This window comes from Nostoc sp. FACHB-190 (genome assembly GCF_014696905.1).
Classification (GTDB): Bacteria; Cyanobacteriota; Cyanobacteriia; order Cyanobacteriales; family Nostocaceae; genus Nostoc_B.
On sequence record NZ_JACJQW010000011.1, the window covers coordinates 1 to 25,217 of the forward strand.

The 25,217-nt window shown below is 39.6% G+C and carries 19 protein-coding genes and 1 rRNA gene; 10 read left to right on the forward strand and 10 right to left on the reverse strand.

The features are described from left to right. Positions 1-112 (reverse strand): 16S ribosomal RNA (locus H6G28_RS14245); the annotation flags it as partial. A gap of 303 nt (positions 113-415) precedes the next feature. On the opposite strand from H6G28_RS14245, the gene nadC reads away from it, so the two are divergent. The 5 genes from nadC (at position 416) to H6G28_RS14270 (ending at position 4,800) form a co-directional block, all read left to right on the forward strand. Then, complete coding sequence (gene nadC / locus H6G28_RS14250) at positions 416-1,282, forward strand: carboxylating nicotinate-nucleotide diphosphorylase (RefSeq protein ID WP_190671533.1); 867 nt, start codon at positions 416-418, stop codon at positions 1,280-1,282. Positions 1,283-1,620: 338 nt separating this feature from the next. Then, positions 1,621-2,169 (forward strand): peroxiredoxin, encoded by a 549-nt coding sequence (locus H6G28_RS14255; protein WP_190592576.1) that lies wholly within the window; start codon positions 1,621-1,623, stop codon positions 2,167-2,169. 94 nt (positions 2,170-2,263) lie between these two features. Further along, positions 2,264-3,616, forward strand: a complete 1,353-nt coding sequence (gor, locus tag H6G28_RS14260; RefSeq protein WP_190671535.1) for a glutathione-disulfide reductase — start codon at positions 2,264-2,266, stop codon at positions 3,614-3,616. Positions 3,617-3,725: 109 nt separating this feature from the next. Next, the gene (locus tag H6G28_RS14265) at positions 3,726-4,361 is read left to right on the forward strand and encodes a Uma2 family endonuclease (protein WP_190592574.1); all 636 of its coding nucleotides are present in this window, start codon (positions 3,726-3,728) and stop codon (positions 4,359-4,361) included. Between the two features lie 58 nt (positions 4,362-4,419). After that, positions 4,420-4,800, forward strand: coding sequence for a hypothetical protein (locus tag H6G28_RS14270; protein WP_190671537.1), 381 nt, complete (start codon positions 4,420-4,422; stop codon positions 4,798-4,800). A 174-nt stretch (positions 4,801-4,974) separates the two neighbouring features. Here the strand turns inward: H6G28_RS14270 and H6G28_RS14275 are convergent, their stop codons facing one another. Further along, the gene (locus tag H6G28_RS14275; RefSeq protein ID WP_190671539.1) at positions 4,975-8,067 is read right to left on the reverse strand and encodes a CHAT domain-containing protein; all 3,093 of its coding nucleotides are present in this window, start codon (positions 8,065-8,067) and stop codon (positions 4,975-4,977) included. A gap of 348 nt (positions 8,068-8,415) precedes the next feature. Here H6G28_RS14275 and H6G28_RS14280 point away from each other — a divergent pair, with 348 nt between their 5' ends. Together H6G28_RS14280 and H6G28_RS14285 are read left to right on the forward strand one after the other, a co-directional pair. Continuing rightward, the gene (locus tag H6G28_RS14280; protein WP_190671541.1) at positions 8,416-8,751 is read left to right on the forward strand and encodes a XisI protein; all 336 of its coding nucleotides are present in this window, start codon (positions 8,416-8,418) and stop codon (positions 8,749-8,751) included. 251 nt (positions 8,752-9,002) lie between these two features. After that, complete coding sequence (locus H6G28_RS14285) at positions 9,003-9,236, forward strand: hypothetical protein (RefSeq protein ID WP_190671763.1); 234 nt, start codon at positions 9,003-9,005, stop codon at positions 9,234-9,236. Between the two features lie 140 nt (positions 9,237-9,376). Here the strand turns inward: H6G28_RS14285 and H6G28_RS14290 are convergent, their stop codons facing one another. Next, positions 9,377-9,895, reverse strand: a complete 519-nt coding sequence (locus tag H6G28_RS14290; protein WP_190592571.1) for a GNAT family N-acetyltransferase — start codon at positions 9,893-9,895, stop codon at positions 9,377-9,379. Between the two features lie 82 nt (positions 9,896-9,977). On the opposite strand from H6G28_RS14290, the gene H6G28_RS14295 reads away from it, so the two are divergent. Continuing rightward, positions 9,978-11,858, forward strand: a complete 1,881-nt coding sequence (locus H6G28_RS14295; RefSeq protein ID WP_190592570.1) for an ABC transporter ATP-binding protein — start codon at positions 9,978-9,980, stop codon at positions 11,856-11,858. A 445-nt stretch (positions 11,859-12,303) separates the two neighbouring features. Here the strand turns inward: H6G28_RS14295 and H6G28_RS14300 are convergent, their stop codons facing one another. The 3 genes from H6G28_RS14300 to H6G28_RS14310 all read right to left on the reverse strand — a co-directional run bounded on the left by H6G28_RS14300 (position 12,304) and on the right by H6G28_RS14310 (position 15,558). Next, the gene (locus H6G28_RS14300; RefSeq protein ID WP_190592569.1) at positions 12,304-13,281 is read right to left on the reverse strand and encodes a ferredoxin family protein; all 978 of its coding nucleotides are present in this window, start codon (positions 13,279-13,281) and stop codon (positions 12,304-12,306) included. A gap of 646 nt (positions 13,282-13,927) precedes the next feature. Then, the gene (locus H6G28_RS14305; RefSeq protein ID WP_190671544.1) at positions 13,928-14,467 is read right to left on the reverse strand and encodes a hypothetical protein; all 540 of its coding nucleotides are present in this window, start codon (positions 14,465-14,467) and stop codon (positions 13,928-13,930) included. Between the two features lie 488 nt (positions 14,468-14,955). Beyond that, positions 14,956-15,558: a DedA family protein gene (locus tag H6G28_RS14310; RefSeq protein WP_190592567.1), complete on the reverse strand. Its 603-nt coding sequence runs from the start codon at positions 15,556-15,558 to the stop codon at positions 14,956-14,958. Between the two features lie 354 nt (positions 15,559-15,912). On the opposite strand from H6G28_RS14310, the gene H6G28_RS14315 reads away from it, so the two are divergent. After that, a complete protein-coding gene (locus H6G28_RS14315; RefSeq protein ID WP_190592566.1) occupies positions 15,913-16,695 on the forward strand; it encodes an ABC transporter permease in 783 nt (260 codons plus the stop codon). Here H6G28_RS14315 and H6G28_RS14320 read toward each other — a convergent pair. From H6G28_RS14320 to H6G28_RS14330, 3 genes are all read right to left on the reverse strand, one after another. Next, positions 16,692-18,131: a carotenoid oxygenase family protein gene (locus H6G28_RS14320; RefSeq protein ID WP_190671546.1), complete on the reverse strand. Its 1,440-nt coding sequence runs from the start codon at positions 18,129-18,131 to the stop codon at positions 16,692-16,694. The two genes, H6G28_RS14315 and H6G28_RS14320, sit on opposite strands and share 4 nt — an antisense overlap. Positions 18,132-18,342: 211 nt before the next feature. Beyond that, positions 18,343-19,428 (reverse strand): sensor histidine kinase, encoded by a 1,086-nt coding sequence (locus H6G28_RS14325; protein WP_397329576.1) that lies wholly within the window; start codon positions 19,426-19,428, stop codon positions 18,343-18,345. Further along, positions 19,425-20,582, reverse strand: coding sequence for an FIST signal transduction protein (locus tag H6G28_RS14330; protein WP_190671549.1), 1,158 nt, complete (start codon positions 20,580-20,582; stop codon positions 19,425-19,427). Before H6G28_RS14330 ends, H6G28_RS14325 begins: the two co-directional genes overlap by 4 nt. A 1,007-nt stretch (positions 20,583-21,589) precedes the next feature. Here H6G28_RS14330 and H6G28_RS14335 point away from each other — a divergent pair. Next, entirely contained in the window at positions 21,590-22,057 is a 468-nt protein-coding gene (locus H6G28_RS14335; RefSeq protein WP_190592563.1) for an Hsp20/alpha crystallin family protein, read from the forward strand. Positions 22,058-22,236: 179 nt separating this feature from the next. Here the strand turns inward: H6G28_RS14335 and H6G28_RS14340 are convergent, their stop codons facing one another. Next, positions 22,237-25,212, reverse strand: coding sequence for a hybrid sensor histidine kinase/response regulator (locus tag H6G28_RS14340; RefSeq protein WP_190592562.1), 2,976 nt, complete (start codon positions 25,210-25,212; stop codon positions 22,237-22,239). Positions 25,213-25,217 lie beyond the last annotated feature (5 nt).

The window sequence follows — 25,217 nt, forward strand, 5'->3', positions numbered from 1 at the left end:
CTCACGCGTTACTCACCCGTCCGCCACTAAATCCCTAAAGATTCCGTTCGACTTGCATGTGTTAAGCATACCGCCAGCGTTCATCCTGAGCCAGGATCAAACTCTCCGTTTTGATTCCTTTCTTGGCTACTCTTTTTTAACCTTAGCCCGGTTATTTTATTTACTTGACGCAGGCTACTTGTGTTATTATTGCTTTCAAACTATAATCTTTTCATGGTTCGGTTCCCTTCGAGCGAGCTTCGCTTTGCAGCGCCCCCTCTCTCAGGCACTTATCCAATATAACTAACCTTCCCCTCACTGTCAACCTCTTCTCTAAAAGTTTTTCGGAATTTTTTTGTGATATTGCTAAAAAGCTTATGAGATATAGGTTTTAGGGTATAGTATTTCTGAAAGTGATTCGAGAAATAGTACGGTCGTGAATAAAGTTGGTGTTTTACCGCCTTGGCTAGTGTTAGATCCGCTATTGCGTGGCTGGTTGTTGGAAGATATTGGTCGGGGCGATCGCACCACCAATCCCCTCCTCAGTTCAAATTCGACCTTAAAAACAGCAAAATGGCTGGCGAAAGCACCAGGAATCATTGCGGGACTACCAGTAGCAGCAAGGGTCTTTCAGCTTTTAAATGAAGAAACTAGCTTTACGACTATTGTGGCTGACGGTGAATTTTGTGAACCTGGACAAGTAATAGCTGAAATTCATGGGTCATTAGATGCACTACTGATGGGGGAACGGGTCGCACTAAACTTGGCGATGCGTTTGAGTGGGATTGCTACGTTAACTTATAAATATGTAGAGGAAATTGCAGATTTCCCAGTTCAGTTTGTAGATACACGCAAAACCACACCAGGGTTAAGAATCTTAGAAAAGTATGCAACTGCTGTGGGAGGTGCGATCAATCACCGTATGGGGTTGGATGATGCTGTGATGATTAAGGACAACCATATTGCTGCGGCTGGTGGGATTAAAGAAGCAATTACCCGGATTCGTTCTCAAATACCTTATCCGTTGACGATTGAAGTGGAAACTGAAACGATAGAGCAGGTAAAAGAAGCATTAGAGTATAAAGCCGACATTATTATGTTGGACAATATGGGTCTGGATATGGTGCGTGAAGCTGTGTCTCTGATTCGTCAACACAATAGTCTTGTAAAAATTGAAGCTTCGGGAAATGTCACTTTAGAGAGTATTGCTGATTTAGCGGCGACGGGTGTTGATTACATCTCTAGTAGTGCGCCGATTACTCAGTCAAAGTGGTTGGATTTGAGTATGAAGATAGTTGGATAACAGGACTTTTGCGAGTATTACCAGTAATAGTTGAGGTGTGATACTGGCATAAGTACTTTTATGACAGCGTTTTTCGGTTGATTCCAGTACAAGTTGATAGAGGCTAGGGACTAGATGAATTTACCTCATTGGGGTGAAAACCTCTGGACGGCTTGTTTTGGTTTTTATTGTCTTGACTTAAGTTTCAAGCATCTGTATTGACTCACTGGAAAGTGTGCTTGGAAATTTATGATTTTTAAGTATTTATGACTATTGCATATTTCTTAAATCAGAATTATTCTGACTTACATGGCAGAATTTAATTAACCGCCCATACATAAACTGCTGAAGAGGTAAATATGGCTGTTATCGACAGAGTTCCTGACGTTTTATTTAAAACCCGTGTGCGTGACGAGTCTGTACCTGGGCCTAATCCTTACCGTTGGCAAGACCGCACTACTCAAGATATTTTTGGTGGCAAGCGTGTTGTAGTCTTCTCTTTACCAGGAGCTTTTACTCCTACTTGTTCTACTTCCCATTTGCCACGCTATGAAGAACTATATGATGAATTCAAAGCTTTAGGCGTTGATGAAATAATTTGTATTTCTGTAAATGATGCCTTTGTCATGTTCCAATGGGGTAAACAACAAGGCGCAAATAAAGTATTTTTACTTCCTGATGGTAATGGCGAGTTTACTCGCAAAATGGGTATGTTAGTGGATAAGTCTAACCTGGGCTTTGGGATGCGCTCTTGGCGTTACTCAATGGTGGTTGATGATGGCAAAATTGAAAAGATTTTCATTGAACCAGGGTTTTTAGATAACTGTCCTACCGATCCTTTTGAAGTTTCAGACGCAGATACAATGCTGGCTTACCTCAAGGAAGCAAAGACACCTGTAACTGCTTAAATACAATAATTTGTAGTTGATAATGCGTAATTCGTAATCGTTAATTTAATTGCGAGTTACGCATTACGCATTAGTAATTATTCATGGGGGAGACATGAGTTACGATTTTGATTTATTCGTAATTGGTGCAGGTTCTGGAGGAATTGCCACTGCTAGAAGGGCGGCAGAATATGGCGCTAAAGTGGGAATTGCCGAGTTTGATAGACTGGGTGGAACCTGCGTTAATCGTGGCTGTGTTCCTAAAAAATTGATGGTTTATGCTTCTCATTTTCCTGATGTATTTGCAGAATCTCAAGGGTATGGTTGGAGTCCTGTTGAGAGTAATTTAGATTGGGAAAAGATGATTACGGTGGTGAACAATGAAGTAACCCGCCTGAATGGAATTTACCAAAGAATGTTGGATAATTCCAAAGTTGAGGTGTTGCAAGGATATGGTAAATTTGTTGACCCTCACACTATTATTGTTGGGGAACGCCAAGTCACCGCAGATAAAGTACTAATTGCTGTTGGTGGAAAGCCTGTCAGACCAAATATTTTGGGAATTGAACATGCGATTACTTCTGATGATATTTTTCACCTCAAAGAACAACCCAAGCGCATCGTAATTTTAGGTGGAGGTTATATTGGTTGCGAATTTGCCTGTATTTTAAAGGGATTAGGTAGTGAAGTTACACAGGTGATTCGTGGAGATAAGATTTTGCGTGGTTTTGATGAAGATATCCGCAGTGAAATTCAGCAGTCGATGATTAACCACGGTATTCGGATTCTGAATAATATTGAACTAATTGCTATTGATAAAAGTGCAGAAGGTGTAAAGGTTACAGTCAAAGGTAGTGGAGATAGTGAGGAAACAGTAGTTGCTGATGCTGTGAGTTTAGCGGCTGTTGGTCGTAAACCCAATACCCAACATCTTGGTTTAGAAAATACCACAGTTCAGCATCGAGATGGGGCAATTTTGGTAGATGAGTACAGTCGCACCCATGAAGAAAATATCTATGCAGTGGGAGATTGTACAAATAAAATTAATTTGACTCCTGTTGCGATTAATGAAGGTCGAGCGTTGGCAGATACGGTGTTTGGTGGTAAATCTCGAATTATGAGTTATGCTAATGTGCCGACAGCTATTTTCACGACACCGGAAGCTGCAACTGTTGGTTTAACGGAAGCGGAAGCGAGAGAAAAATACGGGGATGCGGTGAAAATTTACCGATCGCGCTTTCGCCCAATGTATTACACTCTGACAGGTAAAGATGAAAAAACCTTGATGAAGCTGATCGTTGATCAGAATACTGATAAGGTCGTAGGGGCGCACATGGTGGGGAATAGTGCGGCTGAGATTATTCAAGGAGTAGCGATCGCTGTTAAGATGGGTGCTACCAAAGCTGATTTTGATGCAACTGTCGGTATTCATCCAACTTCGGCTGAAGAATTCGTGACTATGCGTTAAAAATCTCTGAGGTTGAGCAAGTGTTTGGCTGTAATAGCTATCAAGCTTGCTCAACCCAGTGTGATTTTGGGCAAGTTAAGGGTCAAGTACTATTTGGAGGCGTTAACTGATGACCCAAACCCAAGCTGAACCAAAGTTATACACCTTTGATGAGTTTATCGAATGGTATCCCGAAAAATCAGAAGTTCGTTACGAATTGCATGATGGGGTGATTGTCGAAATGCCTAAACCTACAGGCGAACATTCTGATTTAGCTGGTTTTTTGATTGAAGAATTACTCATCACAATTAGAGAGATGGGTAAGCGTAGCATTTGGACTATTCCTAAAGAATCTATTATCAAGCCGCACCGCGACAAGTCTGGATATGAACCGGACATTATTGTGTTAAATCAAGAAACTATCGATACTGAGACACGCTGGAAAAAAGAATCTGTTATTCAAAACGCGACTTCGGTAAAACTAATAGTTGAAGTAGTTTCAACCAATTGGCAGGATGATTACTACGATAAACTTCGTGACTATGAAGGTATGGGTATCCCAGAATATTGGATTGTTGATTATGCTGCACTGGGCGGGCGCAAATTTATTGGTAATCCCAAACAACCTACCATTTTTGTGTGCGAGTTAATTGACGGAGAATATCAGATGACTCCGTTTAGAGGAACAAACCGTATTATATCGCCGACTTTCCCGGAGTTGAAATTAACAGCGCAGGAGGTTTTTGACTCGGTATCTTCAGATTAGGCATTCAATGTATAATTGCTGAGTATTTCGTGTCTTTATTTATTGTTCAAACTATTAAATGATTACCCTTACACCAGAGGAAATTGCTCAGTTTCGCAGCCAGTTGGTAGATAGTCCAGAGGCTTTAGCCGCTTTGGATGCAATAGAAGATTGTAAGGGAAATTTGGAAGCGGCTACACAGTTAATTGCTGTTGAGACAACGGATGCAGAAGTTAGCTTGAGAGGGGATTTTAATTTTTTAGAAAAATTAGCCGAAAAACTCAGCAATATCATTTGTCAAGAAGAATTTGACGAATTAATGACGGGAGTCTTGACTGCGGCGATCGCCACCCTTGCAGCAAGTGGTAATATTCCTATAGCCTTGGCAACTCCCGTAGTTATTTATGTTGCCAAAATTGGGAAAAAGCAGTTTTGTGAAACTGTCAAACCTGAACCTTAAATTCAGTTATCAGTTGATTCTGTTAAGGGATCTGGGGGTTAATAAGGTTGCAACCAGACGGGTTTCGACACTTCGACAAGCTCAGTGCATCGCTTCGCTCAACCCTCAAGGGTCGAGAGTTGAGCAAAGTCGAAACTCGGTTTACACAAGTCCCTAACAGTTTACTGTTCACTGTTAAAGCCCTGTAGCTGTAAATCCTGCCCAGTAAAATGGTGCTGCAAAAGGATGGGGTTTACGCCTGCACATTCTTCTTAATATTGCTCTTGCAACTAAACGCTTTTCTTCTGGGAGTTGAGCAAAAATTTCTTCAATTTGTGAATCGTATTTAACCAATAGTGCTTCAAATTCCTCTGTTGTTAAATTTCTCAACCATTGCTGTGCTTGATTGAGTGCAAGGGAGACACTATTTAGGGTTTGCAGATTTTCATAAAATTTCATCATCAAAAATGCTGTAGATAAATCGTCAACTTTCCACAAGCTACTGACTACAGCTTGACTACCTGCTAACAGAAAACCACTAGGTAAACCAATATATTCATCGCTGGAATTATCAAAATCAATCAATCCAGTTTCGCAAGCGGAAAGGGTGACGAGGCGACATTTTTCTAATTTGAGAGCGAAGATTTTATCTAGGGTAAGACATTTTTCTAAATCGTGAGTTTCCCCTGCTCTTACATTTAGATAACGTTCGGAATCAGGTTTTGTTGGTGTATCTGTGACGGGTGAATTTGCCAAAATTAATGCTGATTTACCAGCATTTGTTAAGTTAAAAAACCCGTGACAGCTAAAATGGGCGCAGTGGTAAGTATTTAAGTCAGAATTATTAATTGTGGTAAGTGTAGCATCTGTTCTTTTCAGGACGTTGGCAGTATTAAAGTAGCTTTGAATAACTTGTACTTCTAAATCTGTATAGTTTAAATCGCCTGTTGGGTTTTGAATCGCAAACAGGGATTGAAAATCTGGGCGTTTACGCTGTTGTACTTGTTGCAGTAGTTGACAACTGGGTGCATAACTCACGCCGTTGGGGAATAAGTCGATTAAACATGATTCACCTACAGGTAAAGCATGAAGCGGTAGTAGGTGTAAGGAGCGATGAGGAATCAAGATTAATTTGTAGTTTTTGGGTATTTGGGCTAGGTTTAATATTTCCTCAATGTTTAGAATATTAGCTAATTCTTGCAATCGTTCTTCTAACTGATTCCGCCATTTGTCTTTTTGTCTGTAGTAGTCGCCTAGATATTCATTTACCCAATTGATGAAAGCAGCTAAATCTTCTGGTTGAGATTGCCAAACTGTTAATTTTTGTCCGTGAGGTTTGATAATAAAAGCGAGAATTTTATCTGAGGCAATGTACCATTCTATAATTGCTGTATTTGCATCTAAGGTTTCTTGGAATTGATCAAACTTGAAACTAGAACCAACAGGCAGATATTTATCTTGTAAGTTGTTGCGTTGCTGTCGCAATTTTTGGAGATGTTGAGCTAAAGCAGTTGGGTTTTCAGCTTTGCCGTTTTGGAGTTGATATTGTTTACTGGCGATTTCGTCTCGGAGTTGTTCTAGTTGAGTGAAAACTTCTGGAGGAAAGATAGTTTTGCTGTCACGTTCGAGGATAAGTTCTACTAAATTACGAGTTTTGCTACGCTCGACATATTCAATAGCTGCTGTGTCTTTCTTCAAGGCTAGACAAACTTCCATCATTCGCCGATAAAGTGTATTCCATTCCTCAGCTTGTTTACGCTTGGCTTCTCCGCCTGAAATAATAACCTGTCGTAAGGTTTCGATAGTTTCTATTGCTTGGGTAAAAGTATTGTAAGCTGAGTCAAATTGTTTTTCTTCTTGGTATAACCTGCCAAGATTTAACAAAGTTTCTGCATGGTATTGAGGAAAGGTGATGCGGGTATGTACTTGGAGTGCAGCAGTATAAGCAGAAACCACATTTTTAATATTCTCGGCTCTATTTCCTAATATTCTGTTACGGTAAGCAACTCCCAAATTATTTTGCATAGTTGCCCATTCATCAGGAAAGGCTGTGCGGGTATATACTTCCAGAGCTGCTCTATAAGCTGCGATTGCTTTTTCGATATTTTCTGCCTGCTCTTCTGATACTCTTTGACTGTAAGCAGCCCCCAGATTATTTTGCGTAGTTGCCCATTGTTCGGGAAAGGTGCTATGAGTATATACTTCTAAAGCCGCAGTATAAGCTGCAATTGCTTTTTCGAGGTTTTCTGTCTCTTTTCCCAATATTCTGTTACGGTAAGCTTCTCCCAAATTATTTTGCGTACCTGCCCAATCTACAGGAAAAGCACTACGAGTATATACTTCCAAGGCAGCACTATGAGCCGCAATTGCTAACTCTAAATTCTCAGAATTTTCTCCCAGTATTCTATATGAGTAAGCACTCCCCAAATTACTTTGTGTACCTGCCCATTTTTCAGGAAAGGCTCTACGGGTATATATTTCTAGAGCCGCAGTATAAGCTGCAATTGCTAATTCGATATTATCTGCTCTATCCCCTAATATTCTGTATGAGTAAGCAACTCCCAAATTACTTTGCGTAGCTGCCCATTTTTCAGGAAAAGTTTTGCGGGTTCTAACCTCTAAAGCCATAGTATAAGCAGCGATTGCTTTTTCAATATTCTTAGCTCGTTCTCCTAATATTCTGTATGAGTAAGCAATCCCAAGATTATTTTGCGTAGCTGCCCATTGTTCGGGAAAAGCTCTACGGGTATATAAATTGAGGGTGGTTTCATAACCAGTGATGGCAATTTCTATGTTGTTGGCTTTGCTACCCAATGGAAAATCACTAATCCGATTACTCAATTTATTAATTAATAAGGCGATGTTTACTGCTGTATCTGGTTCTGCTTCTGCTAGGGTATTGGTTGCCCAACGCCGCAATAATTCTGCAAAAATAAGGTTGAGTTTATCGGTGTTAGCATCCAGCAAGGGGTGAATTACTTGAGGATCGCCGTTACTTTCTGCTGTTGCTTGCAATACTTCTAAGATAAATTCCTCGTAAGTTTCTATATCTGCTTCAGTGATGGCAGGAGTTTCTGAGGTGAGATATGCAGTTAAATTCCTCAACCAATTAGCGGTGTTCTCCTCTCCCTGCTGTGCAAAATGCTCTGCTACTGCTGCTACCACCTGCACAAAACCTGCATCCAGCAATTCTTTATTTGCTGTTAATATCCCCGGTTCTTCTCCACTAGGGCAATTTAGCAGGGTTTGAATTAGATTAAGATATGCTTGCTGGCGCTGTTCATTCATAATCAGTTATCAGTGAACAGGAAGTGGATTTAATATGGGAATCCGATTTGATTTCTGAAAAAATTGTAGGAGATATCTGGTGATGCGTTACGCTGACGCTAACACATCCTACTGGCCAGATCATAAGCAAAATCAACACCAACACCCTAAATTCCAGAAAAGTGTAGAATTTCATCACAGGTTATGTGTTTTTATAGAAAGATAAAACTTATGGGCAAGATCCAATTATCGAAGAAATTCATCAAGCTATACAAGATCATTCAAATTAATTTAATTCGGCAAAATTTTATTAAAAAAGAACCGTCTACGTTTAGTTGTATTTGACACAAAGCAAGAGGTAATTGTGCAATGGATACCTTAGAAAAATATCAAAAAATCATTGACAAGATTCTGAATGAATATATAAAAGTACCTTATGCTAACCGTCAATTAGAAATAAAGCTGATCATTGATCGCACAGCTACTAATTACATAGTCATGACTTTGGGATGGGAGGGAGAAGAAAGAGTTCATGGTTGTATTATCCATATTGAAATTATTGATGGAAAAATTTGGATTCAGCGTGACGGTACTGAATATGGCATTGCCAATGAACTCGTAGCCGCAGGAATTCCCAAAGATAAAATTGTTTTAGCTTTTTATCCACAGGATGTTAGACACTATACTGATTTTGCGATCGCTTGATTTCCCCAAATGCGATCGCTCATCTTTATTTTAGGTACTGTACACAACAAAATATTATACACAGTACAAATCTGACAAAATCCTCTAATTGTCTTAATTAGAAGGACAATTTTGTTGTCAATATTTTTGTTTTAGCAATTGACAAGTATAAAATTATACTGTAATATAAAGATATGAGAAAGGCGATCGCCCTCCGGGAAGAGTCCGCAATCGCCTTTCTTTCAACACCTAAATAGGAGTCGATTACTATCATGGCACAAGAGAGAGAAAATCCCGACAATCAACAACCTGTTCCACCCCAGTCATTTTCTAAAAGAGAACGAATTAAACATTTGTTGATTGGTTCGCCCAAAGCAGTCACCAGCACAATACATTACTTGCAGGCGATTGGTTATGCAAATGTCGGAGATTGGAGTCCATTATTACCCGCAGAAGACTCTGATGAAGTGATGAGTATTTTAATTCGACAAATTTTTACTGCATAACTTAACATTACAACCCCGCTTGTTGAGTCGGGGTTGTGTTCTAATGACTGAGAGTATCAAGCGATCGCTATGGTAAATTGTGGAGGTGATCGCAAGCATTTTTGATTTTGTGCTGTTGAGTAGTGATCGCAATTAAATGTTTAGCTAAATTGTCTCAATTGCCACGCTTCTTGGTTGAGTGCATAGTAAACCACATCTACATTGTAGAAACGGGCGTTTTTTTCGTATTTCATGCCAACTTTTTGAATGACACGCACTGAGGCGATGTTGTCTGGATGAGCAATCGCTACTATACGATTTAATCTAGCTTCTGCAAACCCATATTTTATTGTTGCGGTGGCGGCTTCCGTGCAAATTCCCATATTCCAGTAAGATTTATCCAACACGTAACCCAGTTCAACTTCTGAGGTATTGTCCAAAAAACCTAGCCCGCAACGCCCAATCAGTTTACCGTTATCTTTGTAAACTACTGCCCACATACCAAAATTATGTTGTTGCCAATGCTGGATATGTTTGTGTAAGCTGGCTTGTGTTTGCTCCTTATTTCTTGGGGAGAGGTATTTCATGACTTCTGTATCACTGTATATACGGAACAGATCATCAAAGTCATCTGTGACGAAGTGTCTTAACCGCAGCCTGGGAGTTTCTATCTCTGACATATCATTAAACCGCAGGTGTGGGTGCTACATTAAATAAGCGTGTTTTCCCAGTGCAAAATCCAATTAATTTCATGCTCCCATTATGAGCATCTACCAACCCCGAAAAAAATCTTACAGAAGAGAGCGATCGCATAGCAATGACTGGCGATTATTTTTACGTTTAGTTCCCTATGCCCGCCGTCATCTTAGATTGCTGACTTTGGCAATAATCTTGCTTGTGCCGATCGCCTTAGCAAGTGCCATACAACCATTGTTGATTGGGCAAGCTATTTCTCTGATTCGCAATGAGCCAAGTACTTATGAGTTTCTCAGGAATCTGCCGTTATGGCAAGGCATCAATATTCTGGAAGGCTTTATATTGGTTGCCATTGTCACCCGATTATTTTTCACCAGTATTCAAGGCTATCTACTCCAGAAATTAGGACAAAATATCACAGCCGCCATTCGACAGGACTTGTTTAAGCATGTCACATCTTTGGCAGTCCGCTTTTTTGACCGTACACCAGTTGGCAAATTAATTACCAGACTCACCAGTGATGTAGAAATTTTGGGAGATGTATTTTCCACTGGAGCAATTGGCATCGTCTCCGATATATTTTCGATGGTGGTGATTATTGGGATTATGTTGTCTATTCAGTGGCAACTTGCTTGTTTGCTGCTGTTAATCTTGTTACCTGTTACCTGGTTAATTATTTACTTTCAACAACAGTACCGCAAAGCCAATTACAAAGCGCGAGATGAACTCTCTTTGTTAAATTCCCAGCTACAAGAAAATATTGTTGGGATTAATGTAGTGCAGTTGTTTCGGCGAGAAAAAATTAACGCAGAGTTGTTTCGTACTGTTAACAACCGCTACGTTGACCAAATGGATCAAACCATATTTTATGATTCAGCCGTTTCAGCTACCTTGGAATGGATTGGCTTAGTTGCGATCGCTGGTGTATTGTGGATGGGTGGTTGGTTACTTTTAGAACAAAGCTTGACATTTGGTGTCTTGTCTGCATTTATTCTGTATGCCCAGAGATTATTTGACCCATTGCGAGATTTTGCAGAGAAATTTACCGTTATTCAAGCGGGCTTTACGGCGATTGAACGAATTAACGATATTTTAGATGAACCGATAGAAATCCGCGATCTTAATAATCAACGCTTCTCAGTTTTTGATCATAGCTTCGGTTACATAGACGAAATCATTGCTGAAATGGAAGCACAAACCTTCAATTCAGCCCCAGAATTAGGAGAAATTCGCTTTGAGCATGTCTGGTTTGCTTACAAAGACGATGATTTTGTCATCAAAGACTTAGACTTTGTAATTCGTCCCGGTGAAAAAATCGCCTTAGTCGGCCCCACAGGCGCAGGTAAAAGTTCCATTATTCGCCTGTTGTGTCGCCTTTATGAACCCACCCAAGGACGGATTTTAATTGATGGAGTAGATATTCGAGAAGTTCCCCAGGCAGACTTACGCCGCTATATGGCCGTAATTTTACAAGAAGGCTTTTTATTTGCTGGCGATGTCAAAAGTAACATCACTCTCGGAGATAGATATACATTCGAGGAAATTGAATTAGCTGCACAAAACACCAACATTGCTCAGTTTATTGAAGAATTACCCCAAGGTTACAATACTCAATTGCGAGAACGCGGCACGAACCTTTCTAGTGGGCAGAAACAACTATTAGCCTTCGCCCGTGCTGCTATTCGTAGCCCCCAAATTCTTGTATTAGACGAAGCAACCGCTAGTTTAGATGTGAATACAGAAGCATTAATTCAGCAGTCACTCAATCAACTTTTAGTCAGACGTACTGCAATTATTATTGCTCACCGCCTATCTACAATCCGCAACGTAGACCGCATCTTTGTTCTCAAGCGGGGTGAATTAATTGAACAAGGTAGCCACGAAGAACTGTTAGAACAAGGAGGGATGTATGCAACCTTACACAACTTACAGATGTTAGGAATTTAATCTCATGATTCTATAGAGTGGAAATATAAACTTCTACACTATAGCAATCCTATCTGAGTTGTAAAAAATTATTATTTTTAACGAACCGCAAAGGGCGCATAGACGCGATAGCGGCTTCCCGAAGGGTAGGACACAAAGAAAGAGAAGGAAGAAAAGAAAGAGAATTTCACAAATGATTTAGGATTGCTATATATATATGAGAAGTAGGTGAACAAGACGCATTTCGACTTCTCCCCAAGGGAGACGCTACGCGAACGCTCAATGCTCAATAAGACGACTAGAAGAAAGTTGAGCGAATCGATGCACTGAGCTTGCCAAAGTGTGGATACTTCGACTGCGCTCAGTATCCACACTTCGGTAATCTGATTTCTACTTATTTCTTTGATTATTAACTCAATTTTTATCAATAAACATAATTATTGGTAGATGAGTAACCCTGGAATTCTTATTGAGCAAAACTAACCACCTTTGTAGAGGATAGCCAGACATTAGCTATAGCATATTTAACTAATACTGACTCTTTTTGAGAATTACAAGCACTTCTGAGTTTAATAGATTTATGACTATCCTGAATGAGTTGAGCTTGATAGGTATAGAGAGAACCATCAGGACTTTCGCAACTGATTTCACCAAGAAATGTCTGATTATCTAAACTTTGTTCCAGGATTTTGCCGGAGACTTTGTAATTAAACCAATCCCAGCCATGATGTAAGATTAATTCTCGTTCTAAAACCTGTAACTGAGTTGGTAAAATTCCCCACCCGCGATAAACTTTTTCCAAACAGTGAATGTCGCCAGTACGGGTTAATATTGCTTGGAATGTTTCTTGGTCAAGAACACCATAATATCTGCCTTCTGGTAAGTCGATGGCTGTTGGTGCAAAACGGTGTCCGCCAAAATGACTAGATTTCCACAAGCGCACATTATCTAATTGCAAATCAGCTACAGTATGAGCAGCGTGGAAGTAAAAAGGATTGCCATATCTAGCACAGCATTTATCATGACTACCATGAGTACACACTAAAATATCTCTTGTTGCGTCTGTATATACTTGATAATCAGTAGTGCTATGTGCTAACCATTTTTTGACAACACCTGCGACTAACTCAATATTTGGTAAGTGAAATTCATACTTACAGTATCCATGACTTAAACCCTGCTTTTTTTGATAAATTAACAGTGTTGTTTCGTCTGCTTTATGGGATACATCATTAGCAATTAACAGAAATCTAATTGGTAGTTTTGCACGGGTAATTTCTTCTACCAAAAGTTGTAAGTTTTTAGGAACCCAACGAGAATTAAAAGCTTCTGTAGTCCAAGGTGGTGGACACTCAACTAAAATATATGTTTCGTAATTGGTAGCACTACCAATTAATTCTTCACCTACTTGTCGCGCATAGTCAGAACAAAAAAAGGTATTCATCGAACTTATCTCGTTTGTTGGCTTTACAGATAATGAAGGCGTAAACAAAATTGTGTTGATGACTACAATTTATTCATCTCCACAAGATAAACAAAAATAATCTGCATTTACGGCTTAAAAGCAAACTGCCACTTTATAACATTCTTTCTCAACAAAAACTGTCTAGTTAATAAAATCTCTACAATATTGTCAGCTAAATTCCAAAAAGTTATTGCTGTACTTTTCAGGAAAAAGTTTAAATTTTTGATTAAATTATGACTGTGGCGAGTGTACAAGAGTAGCATCTTGTCTTTAGATAGCGATTCTTTCCGTATTTTGTACAGTTCCCGGAAGTCGCTCACTTGTAAAGTTCTAATTTTAAGTATCATATTGCAAATTTTTCTCAATAAATGATTAAAAAAAGAGTTTAAAAAAATTCCTAAATGTAAGATAAGATACTGTTTGTAGATAAAACTAGAGTTTTATCTACATAATTGAACTTTAGAGAATCTATCTTGACTGTAAATGAGGCTGTTAAAGAATGCAAGTTTTTGAGATTGTTTGTTGCATTTTGCTGTATTTATCAGTTTACGACAGCAAGCATAACTCCAACACTCAGAGTTTCTAGCCTGATCATAAATATTTTCAATCTAGTTGATACTATTTATCAATTATCACTAATTACAGGCGCTGAATTAACTTCCCAGCGAAATAGCCGAGGAAGTTGGACTACATCTATGGCGTAATTGACAATCCATAGCACCAGTTCCAAAATCAGTAAATATCGCACCCAAAGTAGTTCTGTCTGAGAACCCAACAGCGTCAAACCTTCGTAAAGTTGCCAAAAACGATAGGGGAGGTAGATATAGGGAACCATTACCCAGACAACATGTTGTAGTTTTCTCAGGGTGAAGGTTTCAAAAAAAATTTGCCAAACCAAGATAATAAAGTACCAGCCCAGTACAGCTAACACGATGCCCTGTTTCCACCATACGCCCCACAGGAGCATAATTAGTAGTGGTAGTAGTACACCGAGTATTTGCATCGTTAAAAACCACCACTTATACCACCAAGGAAAAGGTAAAGGTACAGTATATGGCTTGGCGTTTTTCCAGCCCCAACTAATTACCCCAATCAAAAATGTGGAAACTGTAAAAAACAGCAGGTTTTCCCGTAAGAGATAGAGATTGATGTTCCAAGCATTCATAAATTTATTTTTATTCTCAGGCGTTGAGAGTTCATTCTCCTGAAGACAGAAATTACAGCACTTTTGAAGTAAGTGAGGTACAGCATGAGTAATAATACCAATTCGCAATTCGCAATTCGCAATTAAGAAATCTAGCTCCAGTAAGACTTTCTTTATTTCTATCTGTTGCATTCTTTTCTTAAATTGGTATAAGAATAGTAGGTTGGGTGTAGCGATAGCGTAACCCAACAAAGTATGCGTGAATGTTGGGTTCCGTTCCTCCACTCAACCTACACCAGTCTAAGTTGTTGCCTTAACTGAACTGTATTGGTATACAAGACTCATATTTAATTTGTGAAATACACGTAGGATATGTTGGCGACAGCGTAACACACATCTAATAGAAAAGCTTTTGGTGCGTTACAGCTTGCGCCTAACACACCTTACATATACTCAGACAGAAATTCTAGTTGACGTTTAAGCGATCGCAATACCAATAATCCAATTTACTAGTTTTTAGCTCGGTTTTCTTGAACTAGATGCACAATCGAAGGGACTAAAGAAATCACAATAATCATTCCAATAATCGGCAACAAATATTTATCTACTTGTTCAGCAGGTAAAGTTTTTCCTAAGAAAAAGCCTAATAAAGTCATCCCCACAGTCCAAAAAAAGCCACCGATGAGGTTATAAAACATAAAAGTTTGATACTGCATAGCACCCAAGCCAGCAACAATTGGGGCAAAAGTCCGCACTATCGGAACAAACCTAGCTAAAACAATAGTTTTTTTGCCATGTTTTTGATAGAATTTCTGCGTTTTAACGACGTGTTTTTTATGAAAAAATAAAGAATCTTCTTTCTGAAATAATTTTCTGCCAAATCTATGCCCCGTAGTGTAACCAATGTTGTCGCCTAAAACTGCACAAATAAATGCACCAATAATTAAAACCCAAATATTCAGTAAATGCTGAGAAGCCACAAATCCGGCTGTAAATAATAAACTATCGCCTGGAAGAAAAAAACCAATAAGTAATCCTGATTCAGCAAAAATTATTGCCCAGACTCCAAAGTAGCCGATAGATTTAATTAATTCTGGTAAATCAAAGTGCATAAAACCTCACGTTTTCAAGAATAAGCAATTATATATAGGAATCCGATTTGATTTCTGAATCTAGTTGTGTGGTGCGCGAAGCGCAGCGCAAGCGCGATAGGCAGGGAGTAGGGAATGGGGAGTAGGGAGTAGAAAAGAAGCTTGACCTGGGTGTACTGATTTTTTTCATAAATCAAATATGAGTCCTATATATAGCAGTTTTAGTTGATGTGTGAATAACAGAGACAAGGGAGATAGATGTTTATACATCCTTTAGGATTGCTATATTGTCATTAAGTAAAATTATTATGTGATTCAGATTATAAAGGTTGTGTCAGTTGCTAAATTAATTGTGTAATGAGATGTTAGACGAAGATGAGTAGATATTGGAAATTAATCCGGCTATTTTGGACTACCTCCTTAGCGGCAGAGATGGAGTATCGACTTAACTTTGTAGTTGCTGCACTTACTAGTTTGGGTAATTTAGGCGGAAGTATTTTTAGCTTGTTTTTGTTTTATCGTACTGGCTATACTTTTGCGGGTTGGTCATGGGAAGCAGCTTTGATTGTGTTGGGAATTTTTACGATTCTACAAGGTTTTTCTGCGACATTTTTGGCTCCGAATTTAAATAAAATTGTGAGTCATGTGCAGGTAGGGACTTTAGATTTTGTACTCCTCAAACCGATTCGCAGTCAATTTTGGCTATCTACTCATACTCTTTCACCGTGGGGATTACCGGATCTAATTTTAGGTAGTTTGATTATTGGCTATGCAGGCAATCGCCTGGGCTTGGGAATTGATAATTATCTCCTAAGTGCCGTACCTTTGTTATTTGGGATAGTAATTCTTTATAGCTTGTGGTTTATGCTGGGAGCTACTAGCATTTGGTTTGTGAAAATTTACAATGCCACGGAAGTGCTGCGGGGTTTGTTGGAGGCTGGTAGATATCCAATGGTGGCTTACCCCGCAGCTTACCGCTTTTTCTTTACCTTTGTAGTACCAGTGACTTTTTTAACCACTGTGCCAGCAGAAGCGATGCTGGGACGAGTGCAGTTTAGTTGGTTGATAGGTGCGCTGGTGTTAGCAATTGTTTTGTTTTGGCTGTCTACTAAGTGGTGGCGGTTTGCTTTGCGTTTTTATACGAGTGCTTCGAGTTAGGTTGATGATGCAGCTTTCCATGTGCCGTGGAAACTGTGGGGAATAACGCTGGGTAAACCTAATTTACAGACTGGTTCTGCGTCCAGGCGATCGCTATCAAAGATCCAAACTTCGCTAGTATGAGAATTGCCATCATAGACAACAGTGAGTACCCAACTTTGTTGCGGGTTATGAATATCTTGCACAGCTAAGGGTTCTGAAGGATAACGATTTTCGCCCAGGTTGGTCTCGGTGAGGGTATGGGTATTGTGATCAAAACGGGCGATCGCATTTAATAATTCTTGACTAATATCTGTACCTTGACGAAATAAACTCATATAGGTGTAGCGCGAGTTCTGCCCAACATTTGGCGCTGGTACATTGGGAAACTCGCCAGTCCGGTCTAATAAAGTTTCAATTGTTGTCACCTTGCCAGTTTGGGGTTGCAGCACAACTCGCGTCAATGTATTTTTGGCAGTTGTCTGAGTTTTTCCAGCCACAACTTCTTGAAGATATTGATTAGTTTGAAAGTCATCATAGCGGGTAAAATCCACAATTACTGCGCCGCTAGAATCAACATAACCATTGGCAAAATGCCATTGATACCAAGCTTCAGTTTCTCCGTGACTGACTAAAGTCAAAGTTTCACGGTCAATGACTAAAATTTGTGTGCCTAAATTTGGTCGCCACTTGAGTGCATCACTATAACTGCTGGTTCCCAAAACGATAGGTAACAAATTCAACCGCACGGCTGGAATAAAAAACACCAGATATTGTCCTGCTAAAACAAAATCATGAATTAGCGGCAAACCTGTTAATGGAAACTGAGCTTTTTGAATAATTTTGCCAGTCCTATCACTTTTGTAAACATTCAGCGTGGCATTTAACCCCAGACTCACACCAAAATTAAAAATCTCCTGTGTTGAAAAATCAACCTTTGGGTGAGCAGAATAAAATAATCCCGGCTTTAAACCACCTAAATCATCTAAACCTTGAGTTTCTAAGGTGGCTAAATCAAGTCTGTGGGGATGTCCACCTTCCCAAAGTGCTAAGAGTTTATCTGGTAAAGCCAATACAGAAGTATTCGCAGCATTTTTTACTGGTTTGCGCCATTGATGCCAAATTGCCCCCGGTGCAGTCATACCATAATTGCCGTAAAGCCATTTCCCGGCGGCGGTTTCGGCTTGATAACCCGCAGTTTGTACATAACGATAAACTCCTGTGGCTCCAGCAGCATTAAAATTAACTGCGAGAATTGCCCCATCGCCGTCAAACCAGTGTCCTACATGGATATTGCCCCGTTCTAAACGTCCTGGGCCATTGCGGTAGAGTGTGCCGCGTAAACCTTCTGGGATTTTGCCAGAGAGAATTGGTAATGGTGTGAGAGGAAATTCTGTTGCTGGTTGAGATATTGCCCCTGCCCAGGCTTTTTTAGTTGATTTCTGCTCAATAATCATTCTAAATTTTGATGTTGAAGTGAAATAAATAGGACTTACGCATAAAAACGAAAAATCAAGGGTTTTGGCGAGGGTGCAAGGGTACAGGGTATAGGGGTGTATATATCTAAAACCCTTACGCCACACACCCTTACACCCTTACACCCAATCTTCATAGACAATCTTTGTGCGTAAGTCCTGATAAATATTGCCTGGAGGCTATGCAATGGAACTAATTAAGAGATTGTCTGAGAGGAATTTGAATGACAAATTCTGTTCCTTGTCCGGGTGTCGAAAAAAATTCTAACTTACCGCCATGTTTTTCGGTAACAATTTGGTAACTGATAGCCAGTCCCATTCCTGTTCCCTTACCAATAGGTTTTGTGGTGAAAAATGGGTTAAAAATTTGTGTCTGAATGGCGGCGGGAATGCCATTGGCATTATCAGCGATCGCAATTTTGACCCACTTGGAATCAATTACGTCAGTACGGATTGTAATGCAACTGGGATGATTCTCGATTGCTTGATAAGTTCGTTTGGTATTAAATTCTGCGATCGCATCAAGGGCATTTACCAGAATATTCATAAATACCTGATTCATCTGCCCAGCGTAGCACTCTACATCTGGTAAATCACCATATTCTTTAATAATTAAGATTTCTGGGTTTTGCTCATTAGCTTTCAGACGGTGTTGCAAAATCAACAATGTGCTATCAATTCCTTCATGAATATCAACTGCTTTGAACTCACTTTCATCTAACCGAGAAAAGTTCCTGAGTGATAATACTATTTCCCGAATGCGTTCTGTCCCAATATTCATTGAGTACAGTACCTTAGTGACATCTTGTTTGAGAAACTCTAAATCAATGATGTGACTTTCTTTTTGAATTTCGGCTGGCGGGTTAGGAAAGTAATGCTGATAAAGTTGAAGCAGACGCAGCAAGTCATCAACATAGCCCTGGATATGACTGAGATTGCCGTAAATAAAGCTTACAGGATTGTTAATCTCGTGAGCAATACCCGCTACCATTTGACCCAAAGCCGACATTTTTTCGCTTTGAACCATCTGAACTTGCATTTGATGCAAACTATATAAAGTATTTTCTAACTCTTGGCTTCTTTGCTGTAAATTATTCTGTGAAGTTTCTAACTCACAAATGACTTTTTTGAGTAAAAATTCTTTAGTCGCAATATCAGATTCTACCTGCCGACGTTCAGTTTCGCAGCGTTCCAACTTTTTTCGCAAGATTCGGTTTGTCTTTTCCAACTCTTGCATTTGTATGGAATTAGGATAATCATCCATACGTCCATTACTCATTTTGTTCCCATTAGCAGTGTGACAAAGGTTTTGTTATGAAATTGAGTTTGGCCTTTAGTCATCAAAGGTGCAATTTCACCATAAGCATAAAAACCACAGCAAGGTAAGGTTGGTGGTAAGTGAGTTTTGACAAGTTTATACTCTTCACTAGCCATAGTTCCCAAAATTCGCCGTCTAGCAGCACAAGATATAAGTAAAGCCGCAGTTGGTTCTAACCCAGGATAATTAACAAGAGCATTTTTTAAAGATGCCTCAGAAGCTAATAGAATATCTTGACGGTTTGCATCAGTAATCTGGACAATAGCTTGTTCGGGAATATCTGAGAAAAAAGTCACACTACCAGATTCTTGATCGTAGCCATTGGGCGCACGCATATAAAAATGTTCTTGATCCTCAAAAACGGCTAGGGCGTGAATTGCATAGTTGGCTGTAAATCGTTCTTCGCCTAGATAGTGCTGATAGAAATCTAATGCACGTTGTCCATCAATTTCATAGACGACATTACCATCTACTTTTGTGACACAACTACGTTGACTAATGGGAGTCCAGCCACTAGCGACTCCGTGGGAAAATAATAATTTTCCACAAAATATTAATACTGGAATTGAATCATTTAAAACTTCATCTTGAAAAAATTGGTAGGTTTTGTCAAAGGTATAATCATCAGCAGACATACCGCCAATAATGGGAATCTGCCCTCCAAGACTTTGTTTTAAACCTTCTAAAATTAACACTCCATTACTGGTTAAACTATCGGGAAAGGTCAAGCATAATTGTGGTGTTGATGTAGTATGGGCTGTTGCTTGAGCGATCGCTTGTTGAGCAGACAAAGCCGGATTTTTCGATGCTTCTCGTCCCACACCTGCGTAAATTTCCACTTCGTCTGTAGCAAAGAGCATTAAAGTTAAAGAATCTTGTTGAAATTCCAAAATTGAGGATATTTCACCATTCGTAGTGCCACCAATTAACTGAATTCCTGGAAAAATTCGTTGAATATGTTGCAAAATTAAAGTATGTTCAAAGTCAATCGCACTGAATAAAATTCCCGCTTGGGGAACTAACCCACCGAGAGAGGTGGTACATTTTTGAATAACTTCTGCGATCGCATTTTCAGAATCAGGATCATTACTGTGTCCTACAACAACTTGAAACATAACACCTCATTATCAGTTTTATTGATGATTCTCAGAACTTAGGTAGAAAGTTTCCTGTTGATATGGGTGTAAGATTTCCGTTTATCTACAACCTATACCCCTGTACTCTTGATGCAGTCCTTATTTTTGGTCTGACTGCATAAGTGATCACTGTGTTAACCCAATTTAGGTGTCAACACATCACAAGCTATAGCAACCCTAAATGAATTACAAACAAATCTACTCCCCACTCCCTACTCCCTATTCCCAGCCTCAACCAATAATTTAAAAATCAAATAGGATTGCTATATATTTAGTTTGCCCACTTACACACACTAAATCTCTATTCAGCTAAACTTTGATCAATAGAATACACACATAGAGCGTGCTAGTATCAAATAAATTAATAGTAATATCTTGTTCAACGAGACGAGGGTTACAGCCAAGAGTAAGGAGTAATGATAAATACCCCTTATACCAATTCTTCATGAAGCGCCAAAGCAGAGAATAAAGTGCATCTTCAACAAGAAAAGGTATTATTTATAAGACTTAGGCAAAATCATGAAAAAGCGTAGACGTTTTCTTCGGCTACCCGCAGGTTAGAACACAAAGTTAGAAGAGTTTGATATAGTTCAGGACTTACGCAAAATCATGAAAAAACGAACCGCAAAGAGCGCAAAGGACACGAAGTTAAGAGGATTTAAGAGGGTTATTGCGTAAGTCCTATAGTTACGGCATAACTTTTAACTCATTACTTATTACTCACTACCCCCATTACTTAGAAAAAGCGAAACTAACTTTACTGAGCGAAAAGGTACAAAATCAAAACTATATTAAGTGGGTACGGTTATTGCGATCGCACTTTGTTATAAAACCGAACCTCTAGCTAGAATATTTTAAGCTAAAGTGTAATCAAGAAGCTTGAGATTAGGCTTGATATTCCAAAAAGATTCAACTATTACTGACCGACAAATAAGCCTGTAATTAAGCTTCATTATCCCAAATCTTTCATTTTAGGGGTGATAGATATGGCACTTATTCGTTGGGAACCGTTTCGTGATATTGAACGCCTAGAACCATTCCGAGAACTGGAAACTTTACAAAGGCAAATGAATCGTTTGTTTGACAGACTAACACCTACAAATGGTGGTGAAAGAACAGCATTTAATTTTGTCCCGGCTGCTGAAATTGAAGAAACAGACGATACCATTCATCTGCGGCTAGAAGTACCAGGACTAGATGCCAAAGATATCAATGTTGAAGTTACACCAGAAGCAGTTTCTATTAGTGGTGAACGTAAATCTGAAACTAAAATTGAGGAAAAAGGCATCAGTCGTTCGGAATTCCGTTATGGCAGATTTCAAAGAATAATTCCATTACCTTCTTTAGTTCAACATGACAAAGTAGAAGCGGAATATAAAGATGGTATTCTGCGGTTAACTTTGCCAAAATCAGAAGCAGAAAAACAAAAAGTAGTCAAGGTTAATATCGGTTAACATCCTTCAAGATAAAACAGGACTGAAGCATTAAGATCAGTTGTGCTAGAGACGTTGTATACAACGTCTCTACTTGATTTTAGAGAAAGGAGGGAAAATTCCCGCGATCGCAGTAATGAGTAATGAGTCATAAGTAAATTTATGACTCATTACTGAATCCTCAGTGCTGTAAGTCCTATTTAATTAGAAGCTGCACTCTCGGCTATATTACCAATGAGTTGTTCTAGGGTACGGAGTAGTTCTTGCTCATTATAAGGTTTAGAAAAATAAGCCCTAGCACCTAGCTGCATTGCCATTCGGCGATGTTTATCGCTGCTACGGGAAGTCAGCATGGCAACGGGGATATTTTTCAAATCACCATTGTTTTTGACTTTGCCTAAAAATCCATACCCGTCCAGACGCGGCATTTCAATATCACAAATGACGGCGGCAATTTGTAAGCCTGTTTCGAGTTTTTCTAAAGCGTCTTGTCCGTCTTTGGCTTGTTCTACTTGATAGCCACCTTTTTCTAAGGTAAGTGCTAAGAAACGGCGGACGTTAATAGAGTCATCGATGATTAAAATCTTGCCTTTGGGCTTGGGAGGTAAGGCTGCGAGTTTTTCGCTGTCAACGAACAGGAAGGGTGTTTTTAATCGGACGGAGGGTAATTGATTGTTTTTCGGGGTATTTTGATTGGTAGCAATCCAATAGAGTAATTCATTCGCACTGACTAAGGCCACAACTCTGCCATCACCGAGAATTGTGCAGTTACTAAAGCCTTCTGGTAAGGGTATATTCCCTTCAACTTGGCGGATGGCTACTTCTTGTTCACCCCAGCAACGGTCTACTTGAATGGCAACGGTTTGATTGTTACCTTTAACGATTAAGACGCTGTTGGCGTTGATGGCGGCGGGAGTTTCCAGTTCGGGACTGTCGTAGCGGGGACAGTTAAATTCCAGATATTGTCCCAGGCGAATTAATGGCAGCATTGTACCTTGCCAGTTGATGACTTCGCTACCTCCCATTGAGATGATGCGATCGCTTTGGAGTAAAAATACTTCTGAGATGACATCGGTGGGAAATGCCAGCAATATTTTACCTGTTTCGACTAACAGCACTCTCGCCACAGATAAGGTAAAGGGTACTGATAAGGTAAAAGTTGTACCAACGCCGGGTTCTGTGTCAACTGTGATATCGCCGCGTACCAGTTTCAGGTTGTTGCGTACCACATCCATTCCTACACCACGGCCAGATAAGGCGGTGACTGTTTCGGAGGTACTAAACCCTGGTTCAAAGATTAGCGATAGTAGTTCATCATCACTGGCACTTTCTAATAATGAACTATCTAACCCCATTGCTAAGGCGCGAGAACGAATTTTTTCTAAAGAAATTCCGCGTCCATCATCGCGCATACTAATAATAGTTCGATTACTGCGATGAGTGGCGTGAATTTCGATTAATCCTTGTTCTGGTTTACCTAAGTGGTGGCGGGTGGCTGGTTCTTCAATGCCATGATCAAAAGCATTTCTTAATAAGTGCATTAAGGGGTCATTTAATGCTTCTAAAATGCTGCGTTCAATTAAAGTATTACCGCCTTCAATTTTTAGCTGGACATTTTTGCCATACTCGACATTTAAGTCGCGGATGGCTCTGGGAAAACGCTCGACTAATTCGGAAATTGGTCGCATCCGCACTTGATTGAGTTTGGTTTGTAATTGCTTGGATGTTTTGTTTAATTTGCGAGCAATTAAATCGGCATCATCGGCACTTAATTGAATGTCGGTGGAGACTTCTTGCACCTGGACAATTGTTTCGGCGATATCTTGCGATCGCAAATGAATTTCTTCGAGAGAGTGATGCGTGGTGGATAAGGGCTGAGTAGTGAGTACTGAGTGCTGAGTATCTATTTCTGAACTGTTATTTTGCCGGATACTAGCTGATATCACACGGTTATACGCCATGCGTAATTCTTGATTTTCTCTATCCAGATTCTGCACTCTCTGTCCGAGATTACGTGAGAGTTTACGTAATTTTTCTAGTTGCGAATGCAGTCCGTTTCTCTGGACAATTAGTTCACTAAATAAATCATTAATTTGTTCTAGTTGTTTACTAGGAACTCGGACTGTATTTTCGGAATGTTCGCGGTCTTTGCTGGGAGCAATTAATTCAGTTTTATGTTCAGCAATAATATTGTTAATTTCCGGCAGATTCACAGGATGAATATCTGCTTCTACAGGTACAAAATTACTTGCAGCTATTTCGATTTCTTGGTGAATTACAGGTATTTCGACTAATTCTATTTCTGGGTGAACGCCGTTATCTGTCGCCAAGAATTGAGCGATGGCATCTGCGGTTGACAGTGGCGCAGTTTGATTATAAGTTGTGGAAGTAGTTGGTATTTCACTCAACTCAATTGCCCTAGGTAGACTATCGAGTTGATTGGTTAAAACTAAAGCTTGCGATCGCCGCCATGTTTGCAATGCTATCTGAGCAATGTCTGAGATGCGCTCTGGTGCGGCAGATTCTATTGTTTGTTTGATAGAATCACACAGTTGGCTAAAGGCTGACAATTGCAGCATTTCTCCCAAACCGCCTAATTCCGCCGCCATAATCGCCACTTCTTCTTGCAAGCAAGGTTGTTGACTATCAGCCAACACAGCTTCTAAACGTTGCAGACAACCTTCAACTTCAGTTTCAAATAATAAAGGAATAATATTCTGTCCATCTTCTGGGGACAACATTGTTGTCGCATCTTCGGGAGTAGGATCACCCAAACGTTGATAAAGTTCATCAAAAACAGGATAACAAAAACTCGTTAACCATTCTTCTTCTATAGCACTTTGGGTTGATAATAATTCAACAATTTGCCGCATCCAATCAATTGCTGAAAGTAATAAACTTTGCAATTGTTGGTCAATTTCTAAAGAACTTTTGCGGGTTTTTAAAACTTTAAAGGCATCTTCTAAACGGTGTGCTAAATCACTTAACACCCGAAATCCCATCATTGCCGCACCACCTTTAATAGAGTGGGCAGCGCGGAGTGCGCCATTAATTTTTTCTAAATCTATACGATGGCTGGTATCGATTTCTAGTAAGACTGCCTCTAAGGTATTGAGGTAATCTGTGGCTTCTTCCAGAAATTGCATCTGGATTTCTAATTCTTTATCTTGTGACATGATTT

Coding starts and splice junctions, on each gene's coding strand:
- H6G28_RS14255 (WP_190592576.1), top strand. CDS start 1,621: ATGGCTGTTATCGACAGAGTTCCTGACGTTTTATTTAAAACCCGTGTG.
- gor (WP_190671535.1), top strand. CDS start 2,264: ATGAGTTACGATTTTGATTTATTCGTAATTGGTGCAGGTTCTGGAGGA.
- H6G28_RS14265 (WP_190592574.1), top strand. CDS start 3,726: ATGACCCAAACCCAAGCTGAACCAAAGTTATACACCTTTGATGAGTTT.
- H6G28_RS14270 (WP_190671537.1), top strand. CDS start 4,420: ATGATTACCCTTACACCAGAGGAAATTGCTCAGTTTCGCAGCCAGTTG.
- H6G28_RS14275 (WP_190671539.1), bottom strand. CDS start 8,067: ATGAATGAACAGCGCCAGCAAGCATATCTTAATCTAATTCAAACCCTG.
- H6G28_RS14280 (WP_190671541.1), top strand. CDS start 8,416: ATGGATACCTTAGAAAAATATCAAAAAATCATTGACAAGATTCTGAAT.
- H6G28_RS14285 (WP_190671763.1), top strand. CDS start 9,003: ATGGCACAAGAGAGAGAAAATCCCGACAATCAACAACCTGTTCCACCC.
- H6G28_RS14290 (WP_190592571.1), bottom strand. CDS start 9,895: ATGTCAGAGATAGAAACTCCCAGGCTGCGGTTAAGACACTTCGTCACA.
- H6G28_RS14295 (WP_190592570.1), top strand. CDS start 9,978: ATGAGCATCTACCAACCCCGAAAAAAATCTTACAGAAGAGAGCGATCG.
- H6G28_RS14300 (WP_190592569.1), bottom strand. CDS start 13,281: ATGAATACCTTTTTTTGTTCTGACTATGCGCGACAAGTAGGTGAAGAA.
- H6G28_RS14305 (WP_190671544.1), bottom strand. CDS start 14,467: ATGAATGCTTGGAACATCAATCTCTATCTCTTACGGGAAAACCTGCTG.
- H6G28_RS14310 (WP_190592567.1), bottom strand. CDS start 15,558: ATGCACTTTGATTTACCAGAATTAATTAAATCTATCGGCTACTTTGGA.
- H6G28_RS14315 (WP_190592566.1), top strand. CDS start 15,913: ATGAGTAGATATTGGAAATTAATCCGGCTATTTTGGACTACCTCCTTA.
- H6G28_RS14320 (WP_190671546.1), bottom strand. CDS start 18,131: ATGATTATTGAGCAGAAATCAACTAAAAAAGCCTGGGCAGGGGCAATA.
- H6G28_RS14325 (WP_397329576.1), bottom strand. CDS start 19,428: ATGAGTAATGGACGTATGGATGATTATCCTAATTCCATACAAATGCAA.
- H6G28_RS14330 (WP_190671549.1), bottom strand. CDS start 20,582: ATGTTTCAAGTTGTTGTAGGACACAGTAATGATCCTGATTCTGAAAAT.
- H6G28_RS14335 (WP_190592563.1), top strand. CDS start 21,590: ATGGCACTTATTCGTTGGGAACCGTTTCGTGATATTGAACGCCTAGAA.
- H6G28_RS14340 (WP_190592562.1), bottom strand. CDS start 25,212: ATGTCACAAGATAAAGAATTAGAAATCCAGATGCAATTTCTGGAAGAA.